Source organism: Catenuloplanes sp. NPDC051500, assembly GCF_044454585.1.
Lineage (GTDB): Bacteria > Actinomycetota > Actinomycetes > Mycobacteriales > Micromonosporaceae > Catenuloplanes.
The window spans coordinates 173,799-186,556 of the sequence record NZ_JBITDX010000015.1; the positions used below are offsets into that span (position 1 = coordinate 173,799).

Sequence of the window (12,758 nt, forward strand, 5' to 3'; positions counted from 1 at the left end):
GGTGACGCCTGGCTCATTGCCGTCTGCCCGGTTTGGCAGGCTGTGGATCTCCGACACTCCGGCCTGGCTGTTAAACCTCTGGGCGACTTCTGTGGGCTGATTCGCATTTGTCGCTCTGTCATCACTCGATGTGATCTTGATTCCGCCTGCCTCATCGCGCACAGTGCCCGAGCGCGCGCCGTCTGTGGCGTGTCTCTTGTGGTGCCTACCGGCGGGAGTCGACACCAATGCGTTCCTCAGGTCGTGGGCGGCGTCGCGCCCGCGCCGTGCTCATCGGGATTCTGGTCACCACGCTGGTCGTGACCGGCGCCGCCTCGCAGGGGCTGGCGCTCCCGCCGGACAACCCGACGCGCGGTCAGAGTGCCGTCACGCTTCCGGAGCTGCCGACGACCGCGCCGATCGCCGAGGACGCGACGGCGCAGAAGAACCTCACCACCAGGCCCGAGGACGAGGTCAACCCGTACGTTCCCTCCGCGGTCACCCCGTGGTCGGAGGGCAGCGGATCCGTCGACCTGACTAATGTGGCCGCCGGCGCCTCGGTGAAGGTCGCCAACCTGCCCGTCTCGCTCGGCGTACCCGAGGACGGCAACCCGGCCGGCCTGGCGGGCAGCTGGCGGGTCGACCTTGCCGCGCCCGAGGCCTCCCAGGACGCCGGCGTCTCCGGTCTGATCATGAAGGTCACGCCACCCGGCACCGCTGATCCGGAGGCGTCGGTCGCGCTGAGCGTCGACTACACCACCTTCGCCGACCTGTACGGGCCGCAGGCCGCCGACCGCTTCGGCCTGACGCTGCTGCCGGACTGTGTCTACGACGCTCCCGCCGAGGGCGACTGCGCACCCGAGCCGGCCCCCGAGGTCCAGAGCGAGGTCGAGGTCATCCCCGCCCCGGCCAACGCGCGCAGCGCCGGCGGTGAGCGTCGCATCGTCACCGGCACCGTGCCGTTGTCCGGGCTGCTGACGCCCGCCGCCGCCAACGCCCGGGCCGCCGCCGGCGGGTCCGGTGTGGTCGGTGCGCTCGACACCGGTGCGTCCTCGTCCGGCGACTTCACCGCCACGCCGCTGCTGTCCTCCGGCTCGTGGGCGGCGGGACAGTCGTCCGGCGCGTTCACGTACTCGTACCAGGTGCACGTGCCGGAGACCGCGGGTGGCCTGAACCCGAAGGTGGCGCTGGGCTACTCGTCGCAGACCGTCGACGGGCGCACGTCCGCGTCGAACAACCAGGCGTCGTGGATCGGTGACGGCTGGGACTACAGCGCCGGATCGATCACCCGCACCTACACCAGCTGCGCACAGGACTCGAAGACCGGAACGCCCAACAACAAGGACCACCGGTCCGGCGACATGTGCTGGGGCTCGGACAACGCGACGCTCTCGCTCGGCGGATCAACGACCGAGCTGGTCTGGGCGGGTGGCAAGTGGACCACCGCGAACGGCGACGGCTCCCGGATCGACCTGGTCAAGGACACCAACAAGGCCAACGGTGACGCGGACGGCGAGTACTGGGTCGTCACCACCCGGGACGGCACCAGGTACCACTTCGGTATGAATCGGCTGCCCGGCTGGACCACCGGCAAGCCGGTGACCAACTCGGTGCTGACCGTGCCGGTCTTCGGCAACCACGCGGGCGAGCCGTGCTACCAGGCCACGTTCGCGGCCTCGTCCTGCTACCAGGGCTGGCGCTGGTCGCTCGACTACGTCGAGGACGTGCACGGCAACGCGATGAGCTTCTGGTGGGAGAAGGAACAGGGCTATTACGCCCGCAACTTCGGCTGGAACAAGCCGGTCGTCTACGACCGAGGCGGCTACCTGTCCCGCATCGACTACGGCCAGCGCAAGGACACGCTGTTCTCCGCGCCGGTCATCGCCAGCGTCGCCTTCGCCGTGGCCGAGCGGTGTTTCGCCGAAGGCGGCCTGACCTGCTCCGATGAGAACTTCGCCGCGAAAGACCCGGGAAAATACCGCATCTGGTACGACACACCCGCCGACCTGAACTGTGTCGCAGGTAAGCAGTGCTGGAACGCGAACCCGTCCTTCTACAGCCGCAAGCGCCTCGACAAGATCACCACCTCTGCGCAGCGGTACGAGCACTCCACGGCACGGCAGACGGTCGACGAGTACCAGCTCAAGCAGTCCTTCCCGGTGCTGAAGACCGGGCCGAACACGGCGCTGTGGCTGGAGTAGATCCTGCGCACCGGTTACGACCGGGCCGGCGCTGCCGGGCAGAAGATCACGCTGAACCCGGTCCGGTTCGAGCCCAACGCCGAAGACATGCCGAACCGGGTCAGGAACGACCACCGGCCCGGCTTCTCCCGGCTCCGGATCGCGCGTGTGATCAACGAGTACGGCGGCGAGACCGTGGTGCGGTATGCGGCGCCGACCGGCCAGTGCGCGACCGGCCAGGGCCTACCCGGCAAGAACGACACCGCGGCGTTGAAGGCCAACAACCGGCTCTGTTACCCGTCGTACTGGCATCCGGATCCGGCGGCCGAGGACATCGACTGGTTCCACAAGTACGTGGTCGAGTCCGTCCAGGAGCTGCCGAACGTTCTCGGCGCGTTCCCGACCGTGACCAGCTATGCCTACTCCGGTGCGGCGTGGCGGCTCGCGGAGGCGGAGTTCAGCAAGAAGTCGACACGGACGTATTCGCAGTTCGCCGGCGTCGCGCAGACGACGGTGCTGTCCGGTTCGGAGAACGCGAGCATCGGCAGCCGCCGGACCAAGTCGGTCACCCGCTACTTCCAGGGACTCGGCGACGACGTCTCGGTCAAGGACAGCGCGGGGCAGGAGATCGCGAAGGATCGTGAGCCGTTCGCCGGGCGGGTGGCGGAGGATCTGACCTATGCCTCCGCTTCGGACACCGACTGGCTGACCCGGTCCGTGACGTACCCGCAGGCGATTGAACTTGCTTCTCGCTCGCGGGGCGATGACCTGCCGCCGTTGCGAGCCTGGCGGATCCTCGAGCCGCGGCAGAAGTCGTGGACCCGGTCGTCGGGCACCGGCGACGACACCCGGACGATGCGGTCGGTCGAAACCAGGACGACCTTCGACCCGGTGTACGGGCTTCCGACCTTCATCGAGTCGCTCGGCGACGACGGCAAGACCGGCGATGAGTCGTGTACCAGCACGACCTACTACCACCAGACCGACCGGAACATGATCGGTCTGACCAGGGAGATGCTGGCCAGTCCGACGCTGTGCGCGGATGCGACCTGGTCGAATCTGGCGTCGCTGGCCGGTGGCGGGCGCACGTCGTATGACGGGCAGGCGTTCGGTGTCGCCCCCGGGAACACGTCGCGTGGCCTGGTGACCGAGACGTTCTCGCTGAAGGCGGACGGCACCGGTTTTCAGTCCGGCGGGACCACCGCGTTCGACGCGATCGGCCGGGTCGTCTCCAGCACGGACGTGGACGGCAAGAAGTCCGAGATCTCCTACACGCCGGATACCGGGCAGGCGTTCCGGACAACGTCGAAGAACTCGCTCGGGCATTCGCAGACCCAGGAGGTCGAGCCGGGTCGTGCGGTGACGCTGAAGACCACGGACCTGAACGGTCAGGTCAGTGAGGCGCGGTTCGATGCGCTGGGCCGGCTGATCGAGGCCTGGTCGCCGGGCCGGACACCGACCGCGACGACGCTTCCGGACTTCAAGGCCGTGTACACAACGCCGGCCGGGTTGCCGCCGTACGTCACGACCTACGCGCGTGGGCACGAGAACAAGACACAGGTGTCGGTCACGCTGTACGACGGTCTCGGCCGTGAGCGGCAGTCGCAGGAGGAGGCGGTCGGCGGCGGCCGGCTGATCACCGACACGCTGTACAACAGCTCGGGCGAGGTGTGGCAGTCGAACAACGCCTACTTCGCGACCGGGAAGCCGTCGTCGGAGCTTTTCACGCCGCTTGCGGACACGGCGATCCCGAACATGACCCGGTACACGTATGACGGCATGGGCCGGGTGCTGACCGAGCTGCCCGTTCTCAACGGCGTCGACAAGCCGGAGCGGGCCACCCGGTACGAGTACGGCCTGGACAACTCCACCGTGATCAACCCGGCCGGGTCCAGCTCGTATCGGATCTGGTCGGACGCGAACGGCCGTTCGACGCGGATCGACACGTTCACGAACGCGGCGCGGACACAGTTCACAAGCATGCGGTACGAGTTCGACTCGCGTGGTCAGATGGTGAAGGCGCGGCATTCGGAGGATCCGGATCGGCCGTGGTCCTGGGGCTTCGACCAGCGCGGCCGGATGATCGTTTCGACGGATCCGGACACCGGCACGTCGACGACGACTTACGACCACCGTGACCGTCCGGTGACCAGTACGAACGCGCGTGGTGTGACGACCTGGACCGGGTATGACGAGTTGTCTCGCCCGGTCGCGCAGCGGCTCGGGTCGAGTACGGGTGCGTTGCTGGCGGGGTACACGTATGACACGGCGCCGGGCGGTGTGGGCTTGCCGGCGTCGGTGACCCGCTACACCGGGGGCGAGGCGTACACGCAGACGGTCGGCGGGTACACCAACGACTATCAGCCGACGTCGACGACGCTGTCCTTGCCGCAGTCGGTGGCGGACACGTGGGGTTTCAAGACCTCGTACACGTATTCGTACTCCTACACGGACACGGGTCTGCCGGAGACGTCGGTGCTTCCCGCGGTCGGCAGCCTCCCCAGCGAGAAGCTGCTGGTGCGGTACTCCAACGACGGGCTGCCGCTGTCGGTGTCGGGTCAGGACTGGTACGGCACGGAGACGGTCTATTCGCCTTATGGGCAGGTGGTTCGGTCGACGCTCGGCTCCCAGCCGTACCGTGTCTGGGCTCTGGCCGACTATGACGAGGCCAGCGGTGAGCTGAAGCAGAGCCAGGTCTATCGCGAGCAGACCGGCAACAAGCTGCTGGTCTCTGGGAACCTTGTTTCGCAGCGCAGCTACGCCTATGACGCGGTCGGGAACATCACCGATATTCGCGAGCACAGCCTCGGCATCGATGAGCGGCAGTGTTTTTCGTATGACGCGCGTGGTCAGCTGACCGAGGCGTGGACGCCGCAGACTCAGGACCGGTGTACGCCGGCGCCGACCACGGCCTATGCCGGTGTGGACAAGACCGGCTACTGGCAGCAGTACTCGTATGACCTGCTCGGTAACCGTACGAAGTTGGTCGAGAAGGACCTGGCCGGGAATGCGGCGAAGGACGCGACGTCGACGTACAGCTACGGTGCGGCGGACGGTTCGCAGCCGCGGACGCTGACGAAGGTCGGGAAGGCGTACACGACTCCCGCGGGTGCGTCGGTGACGGCGGAGGCAACGCGGCTGTACGAGTTGACCGGTGAGACGAAGTCGGTCACGTCAATCCAGAACGGCGACAAGCAGGAGCTGACCTGGACGTACGACGGCCAGATCGAGACGATCACCGGTCAGGGCGGCACCGGCAAGACCGAATACGTCGGTCTGGCCGGTAAGTGCCTCGATCTGAAGGCCGGCGTACCGGCCGCTGGTGTGCCGTTGCAGTACACGGCGTGTAACGGCACCCTGGCTCAAAAGTTCACGTTCAGCCCGGTCCCGGGCCAGTCGAACCCGAACCTGGGGACGCTGTCGATCTTCCAGGACTGGTGCGTGGTCCCGGCCGGTTCGGCCGCCGGGTCCGCGGTGCAGGTCCAGAAGTGTGACGGCTCCGCTAACCAGCAGGTGACGCGCGACGCTTCGGGCCGGCTGAGCCACCCAGCTTCTGGCCTGTGTATCGCGGTGCAGAACACGACCGGTGCGAACGGCATCCCGATCGAGCTGGCTGCCTGCGGTACGGGCGGCGAGCAGAAGTGGGAGGCGCAGAACCAGACCCGGCACATCTACGGGCCTGGTGGCGGGCGTCTGATCACGGTGCAGGGCCGTCAGGCGACGCTGATGCTGGGCGAGACCACGCTGACCGTGCAGACCGGCGGCGTGCAGGTGTCGGTGCAGCGCAGCTACGCCGCACCTGGTGGTGCGGTCATGCGCTACACCAACGCTTCCGGCTCTGGACTGGTTGCGGTGGCCGCCGACCCGCAAGGCACGCCGTCAGCGGAGATCGTGCTGGCGGATGGGATGGAGACGCGGATCCGTAAGCAGGATCCGTTCGGCAACCAGCGTGGTGTGGCGACGCTGGGCTCCAAGATGGAGACGAAGGCCGGCTATCTCGGCGCGACCCCGGATGACGCTTCTGGCTATGTGCCGTTGGGTGCGCGACTGTATGACCCGGTCGCAGGCCGATTCCTGTCCGCGGACCCGCTGCTGGATCTGGCGGATCCGGTGCAGAACAACGGCTACTCCTACGCCCACAACAACCCGATGACCCTGTCGGACCCGTCGGGCTTGTCGGTGTCCGGTCTGTCAGCGTCGGAGACGGCTGCCGCCTATGCCGGTGCGGGTCTGTCGCCTGCACAGGTGGCGCAGGCGCAGGCGGCGATGAACAGCTCGTTGGTCTCGGTCATCCTCGGTGCCGCGTGGAACATCCTGGCCGAGTTCCTGGGCATCAATGATGCGATCAACTGCTTCGGCGGTGACATGTGGGCGTGCGGCAGCTTGATCATCGGTGCGGTTCCCTGGGGCAAGATTGCCAAGATCCCGAAGATCGCGAAGGCCATCGACCTGACGATCTCTGCGATTAAGGCGTGGCAGACTGCCCGGAAGATCGCTGAGCGGGTGATGTCCGCTGCCAAGGCCGCGGAGGCTGCGTTCCTGGCGGCGAAGAAGCTGGCCGCGGAGAAGGCAAAGAAGGCCGCGCAGGCTGCGGCGAAGAAGGCCGCTGATCTGGCGAAGACCGTCAGCGCGAAGGCGACCGATCTGACCAAGAAGACGGGCGCCCCGGTCCAGAAGCAGGCCCAGGCCAAAGCCAACCCGGGCGGGTCGTCTGCCGCCAGCAACGGTGGTGGGAAGAAACAGGCGCCTACCAAGGCCGACAACGCTGGCGGTGGTGGCCGCAGCGATGGTGGCAGCAGCGGTGGCGGGTCCTGTTCCACAGCCGGCAACAGCTTTGTCCCGGGCACCCGGGTGCTGATGGCGGACGGCACGTCCAAGCCGATCGAGGACGTGAAGACCGGCGACGCCGTCCAGGCCAGCGACGCTGAGACCGGTGAGACTGAGTCGAAGACGGTCACCGCGACCATCGCCGGCCAGGGTGTCAAACACCTGGTCGAGATCGTCATCGACACCGACGGCGAGCACGGCACGGACACCGCAGCGGTCACCGCGACTGACGGTCACCCGTTCTGGGTCCCTGAGCTGGGCGAGTGGCTGGACGCCACCGACCTCCAGCCCGGCCAATGGCTACAGACGAGCACCGGAACCTGGGTCCAGATCACCGCGGTCGACCGCTGGACCACCCAGTCCGCCACCGTCCACAACCTCACCATCAGCGACATCCACACCTACTATGTGGTTGCCAGCAATCATCCGGTTCTAGTTCACAATTGCAAGGCCGGCACGGCGGGAGGCAACGACACTGTCGAGGACGCAGGTTGTACTCACGTGTGCCTCGGAGTGAATGGTAGGAATGGATCCGATGCTCTGGCTGCCGAACTTGGTGCGCACACCTTCAACGGCGATCCTTGGGGGAGCATGAATACCGCATCTGGCTCTCCGCTATGGATGGAAGGTGTCAGTCGGGTGGCGCGAAATGGTGACATAAAGCTGTCGATAACGTTGGACGGTCTTTATGGGGCGGATGGCAGGAGTCTGGCTTCCTCCGCTCAGGAGGCCCTTGAGGCGAATTATGGGCGGGCAGCAGGAAAGGGCAGAGGTTGGGGTTCGCTGACTGGCAATCAGACTGCCTGGGAGCTTGGCGAGGTTGGTAAGGCCGTGCGATTTGGGCTCCGAGAGTGGAATACCGTCGACTGGTACTGGGGTGGAAATAAAGTAGAAGGCATGATAAATCCGTTTGGTGGGTAAGGTCGTAATTTATTTGTATCGAGGGTGTAAATAGAATTCTTAGTGGCTGATGTACGGAGTGCGTAGGGGAGAGCGTGTCTGTATCGCTTGTCGATGAGCTGCTGCGGATTGCGGCGGAGGTCGATGATTCGCTAAATGGTATTACTGCTGGCAGGGATCGGTTCGGCCCTGCTGATGCACTTCTGTCAACGGTCAGCGGACATGTCTCTGTGCGGTCGGGTTGTGCCGGTGGCTACGAGTTGGCGATCTGGGCGCGAGATGAAATTGTCGCCGAAGGGCAAACAAATTCTCTGCCCGGCCTGGTGGACGTGATGGTCAGCTTGCGGAGGGGGGTGCCGATGGAGGAATTGTGTCGGCGGCACACCTTTCTCAGGGTTGTTGATTCCGGGATGGCTAATGAGCCATTATGGCATCTCTTGCTTGCGCACAGCGAGGCGAAGATTCGCGTGGTGGCCGCCGCGGTCGGCGCTAACCCGGTGCTGCGGAGTCTGCGACCATGGGTCAGTCATGGAACTCTGCATCTGATTCATTCCATGGATCGGGTCGATTCGGCGCGATATGGCTTGGCCTTTCACCCAGCTGAGGATGGGATGTTCCGGCTTAACGTCTATGGCGAAGGGGCGGGGTCCTCTGAGTCGCTTGAGTCTTGCATTTTGAGGGCTGCGGCTGTGGTTGTGGGTTGGCGCTCATCGTCGAAAGCGCACGGTGAGTGATTGCCGCGATGGCTGATTGTGCCTTAGTGCTGCTATGGCGTCAGTGGGCGCGACGTATTGATGATCGATTCGTGGAATCAGTAGTGATGGACGTTGGTGTGATCGATTGGACGGTAGAGTCGAACCGGTGCATGGCCGGTTCGCTCATCGTTTTACGCGGTCCGAGCCTTGGCTGCGGGCCGCTTTGGGATCGAGCGACGGATGCGGCAATTGTTCTGACTGATCTACTTTTTCATGTCGATGTTATTACTGGAGATAAATTGCGGGTTTGAAGGCAAGTATTCCGCAACTCGTCGCAGGCGCCAAAGTTGGTTATGATAGTAATTTCATAGACCGACGGTGCAGAAGCAGAGCCGAAAGCTGCTGATGGACGGCGTTCCGGACCAGGGGATAGCGCACTCCGCGAGGATTACGCGGGTTCGGGACCAGGCCCACCGCGGCCAAGAGCCCTCCGCGTTCACCATCGGTGACCGGCGGCGGCGCGTCGAGGCTGGGGGTTGTCACGGTCAGTACGAAGATCAGAGATGATGCCATCGGCGGGTGGGGTCCTCGGTGGTCATGCAGCGTGAAGAACTCCTTGATTACCTTGAGGGCTTCACGCGCTACATCCGCCTTCATGTAGGCCGATCACTCGACATCATCCCAGCTCAGAGCATCCGTTCAGGAGAACGCAACGGCCCTGGGCGGGTGCCGTGCTGCTGGCGCTGGCCGACCGGGTTGGCATTCGGACAGGCGGCTGTCGGCGGCGCTGCTCGGCCGAGGCGAGTGGTGGATGCGCACCCCCGCGGCTCGCGGCGCCCGGGCATAATCGACTCGACTTCGCACATGCCGGCCTTGCTGGAAAGTTGCTGCCAAGTCCCGCTGTCCGGCTCATACACCGCGCCTGCGGCGTGAAAGACCAGCGCATTCCGGCGGCGACGTTGGCGAAATGCCGGGCAGTCAATCGAGCGGCGAGTTTTCCCAGCTCAGAGGAGATTTGCTCGTCGTCCACCCAGATCTACGCGGGTACGAGTCAGGTGCGGCGAAGCGTGATGTCGAGGCAGCGCTGAAGGGCTCCAGCGCGATGTAGCCGGTGGTTTCCTCACCCGCAGCGCGATGCGCAACAGAACTCCCGGATCTCGGTGCGAAACGCCGTGGATCCGGGAGTTCCGGGGGAGGCTGCTCAGAAGGTGAGTTCGGCGTTGCACATCGCCAGCAGGCCGGGGGTCGAGTCTTCCAGCTGTTTGCCGTCCAGGCCGATCGCGCAGGACAGCGCCGGTACGGTGAGCGGGTTGGTGCCGGCCGTGCTTCCGGTGATGGACATTCGCTGCTGGTTGCGTTCAGGCACCACGAACTCGAGGGTGAACGTCGTCTGCACGTTCTGGCCGTCGACTTTCTCGCCCACGTCCTTCTTCTCGACGAGTTCACCGGTGATCGGGTCGAGGTAGGTGACGTTAATCTTGGGTAGGTTGCCCTCGACCGCGAGCTTGACCTTGTGCGACTCGCCGGCCTGGTTCTTCCCGAGGTTCGGTATGCGCTCGTAGACGGTTTTGACCAGGCCGGTGAGCAGTTCCTTCGGCTCCTTGGCCTTGCCCTCGTCGGCCTGGTCGTTCTTGTTGTACTCGATCGAGATCAGCAGGCCCTGCCGGACGGCGTGCAGTTCGTAGACGTCGTCGTCGATCCAGCCGTGGTCGAACCAGCTTGCGTCCGCGCCGTCGAGCACGTTCTCCTCGAGCGCTGACTCCCGGTGCTCCGACGTCATCTGCCGACTGTGCTCGTGGAGGTCCTGCTGGTACGCGGCGGTGCCGGACTCCGCGTTCGGCTGGAGCTCGACCGACAGCTTGTCGCCGAGCGTCCAGGTGCAGGAGACGCCGTTCGCGCCGGTGTACGCCTCGCCGGGGTCCGGCTCCTCAGAGTACAAGGTGTGGCCGTACTGCTCCCAGTCCGCGGCGGTCAGCAGCGCGCACAGGTCGGCGGAGATCTTCCCGTCCGTGGCCTGCGGCCATCCGCCCGCCGGCGGTGTGGGCACGTCGTTGTCGTCGCCTCCGCCGCCGCACGCCGTAGCGCTCAGAAGCAGGGCCAGCCCGGCCGCGGTGGTCGCGGCCCAGCGTCGTACCGTCATTGACACTCCCCGTGTTGACGGGCGTCCATGCGTCCGGCGGTAGTCAACCAGGCAGCGTCTCTTGCCGATGTGGACCTCCGGGTCACCCGAACCGCAACCTGATCATGCGCACGAGTGCGGAACGTCCCGTTCGCCGGTGCGTGTGACGGCATCGAGGTTGCCGAGGTCCCAGCCGTAGGCGGGCGCGGGAGACGGCAGTGCGCCGATGCTGCGGTACGGCAGGTTGGGGGTGCCGAGCCGGGTTACACGTTGTTCGCCGCGGACGACCGAGACGATGTCGAGCCCCCACTCATAGGTGCCGGCGCACGCCTCGGCCCGGATCTCGACCATGGCCGGGTCGTCACGGGTGACGTGGAACGTCGCACCGAGTTCGCCGTCGGCGGGCGGGGGTTCTTCGGTGTCGCGCATCTCCTCGGTGCCTTGCACGCCCATGTCCTGAAGCGACGGCTCGTCGAGGTCGAGGCGGAAGACGCGGTTGTACGAGTCGCCGCAGCCGCCCTCGGGGGCCCAGATCCACATCGGCTGTGCGGTGGTGCGCCGGAAGATGACCGGCCGCAGGTTGACGATCTCCACGGTCGAGTCGTCGGTGACCGTGAGGCTGAAGCGCAGGAACCCGCGCCCGAAGACCGCGCCGCCCTCCTGCGTCAGCCGGATCCGGAGGTCCTCGCCGCTGACCAGCCGTATCGTCTGCGGGTCCGGGCCGTCGGAGAAGACCGCGACGGAGGTGGCCGAGTCGCAGCCGTGCTCGGTCGGCCAGGTCGCGTTGACGGCGAGCGGGTCCAGCGGCGCGGAAGGGCTCGGCTCGGCCTGCTGGATCTGGCAGTTGACGCAGTTGTTGCTGCCGTCATGGATGCCGACGTTGCCGGTACCGCTCTGCTGGAACGCCGGTGGCGGCTCGTCCGTCTGGCGTTGGGCGTAGACGACGGTCAGCCCGACCGCGACGACACCGGCGATCGCGCCGACACCCTGAATCCAGGCCGAGCGGAGCAGGCGGCCGACCGGGTGTTCGGGTTCTGCTGGTGGCTGGTCCATGCCGCATCATTCTTCGAGCCCACGAGGCGGCATGCATCGCTCGTCCGGTCGCGCCAGGGTCGGCAGTGGAGCAGACCTGGCGGCTGATCGAGGACGGCCGGCGCCCGAACGGCGGGCACCCTGAGGGGACGAACCGGCAGGCAGGTCTTGCGGAGGCGGGCGCCTCCTGTGCTAGATTCTTCTCGTTGCAGTTTTGATTTCCGTAGACGTTTCCAGCGCCTGATGGGTTAATCCAAAACCCGTACAGGCGCTTTTTCGTTGTTCGTGTCGGTTTCGGCGCGGGTAATCAACGCGGCGGCGCAAGGGGTTCGCATACCGCGACCCACAGCCTGCGAAGGAGCAGACATGGCTACAGGTACCGTGAAGTGGTTCAACGGCGACAAGGGCTTCGGCTTCATCACCCCGGATGGTGGCGGCGCCGACGTCTTCGCCCACTTCTCCGCGATCTCGGCGAGCGGCTTCCGTAGCCTCGACGAGAACCAGCGGGTGGAGTTCGAGATCACCCAGGGCCAGAAGGGCCCGCAGGCGGAGAACATCCGCGTGATCTGAACCACAGCTCTACCGAACGGCGGCCCGGCTTTTCAGCGGGCCGCCGTTCGGCGTTTCCGCCAGGCATCGGGACACCGCCCGGCTTTGTCATTACACACGTCGCACGCCGCGGGCCATCCTTTCGATCAAGGCCTGAACCCCCAGATCACCACCCCGCGTGGGTACGCCCGGGGAGCGGCAAACCGTGCTGCCGAGGCAGTCGCTCCGGGTGTGGATGACCGGCCGTTCCGGTCCGGCCGGCGCTGGTGATCCGCAACCGTGTCGACTAGCGTCGTTCCGTGCGCCAGCCCGGCATCGAACGTGACGAACGCAACGCGGGCAGCCGCATACCCATGACCCCGGCGGCTCGTTCCAGCCGGGAGCCGGGAGCCGGGAGCCGGGAGCCGGGAGCCGGGAGCCGGGAGCCGGGAGCCGGGAGCCGGGAGCCGGGAGCCGGGAGCCGGGAGCCGGGAGCCG

General features: G+C 66.0%; 5 protein-coding genes and 2 pseudogenes. 4 read left to right on the forward strand and 3 right to left on the reverse strand.

Annotated features, from left to right (window positions below; all coding sequences use genetic code 11):
* The first annotated feature begins 227 nt into the window (after positions 1-227).
* The 3 genes and pseudogenes from ACIA8K_RS27595 to ACIA8K_RS27605 all read left to right on the forward strand — a co-directional run bounded on the left by ACIA8K_RS27595 (position 228) and on the right by ACIA8K_RS27605 (position 8,892).
* Positions 228-7,907 (forward strand): annotated as a pseudogene (locus tag ACIA8K_RS27595) (ricin-type beta-trefoil lectin domain protein).
* 74 nt (positions 7,908-7,981) lie between these two features.
* Positions 7,982-8,620: a hypothetical protein gene (locus tag ACIA8K_RS27600; RefSeq protein WP_396064233.1), complete on the forward strand. Its 639-nt coding sequence runs from the start codon at positions 7,982-7,984 to the stop codon at positions 8,618-8,620.
* Between the two features lie 71 nt (positions 8,621-8,691).
* Positions 8,692-8,892, forward strand: a complete 201-nt coding sequence (locus ACIA8K_RS27605; protein ID WP_396064235.1) for a hypothetical protein — start codon at positions 8,692-8,694, stop codon at positions 8,890-8,892.
* 890 nt (positions 8,893-9,782) lie between these two features.
* Here the strand turns inward: ACIA8K_RS27605 and ACIA8K_RS27610 are convergent.
* On the reverse strand, positions 9,783-10,721 hold the full coding sequence (locus ACIA8K_RS27610) for a hypothetical protein (RefSeq protein ID WP_396064237.1): 939 nt from the start codon (positions 10,719-10,721) through the stop codon (positions 9,783-9,785).
* 102 nt (positions 10,722-10,823) lie between these two features.
* Positions 10,824-11,753: a hypothetical protein gene (locus tag ACIA8K_RS27615; RefSeq protein WP_396064239.1), complete on the reverse strand. Its 930-nt coding sequence runs from the start codon at positions 11,751-11,753 to the stop codon at positions 10,824-10,826.
* Between the two features lie 345 nt (positions 11,754-12,098).
* Between ACIA8K_RS27615 and ACIA8K_RS27620 the strand changes: the two genes are divergently transcribed.
* On the forward strand, positions 12,099-12,302 hold the full coding sequence (locus ACIA8K_RS27620) for a cold-shock protein (RefSeq protein WP_396064241.1): 204 nt from the start codon (positions 12,099-12,101) through the stop codon (positions 12,300-12,302).
* A gap of 265 nt (positions 12,303-12,567) precedes the next feature.
* Here the strand turns inward: ACIA8K_RS27620 and ACIA8K_RS27625 are convergent.
* Positions 12,568-12,758, reverse strand: a pseudogene (locus ACIA8K_RS27625) (hypothetical protein); the annotation flags it as partial.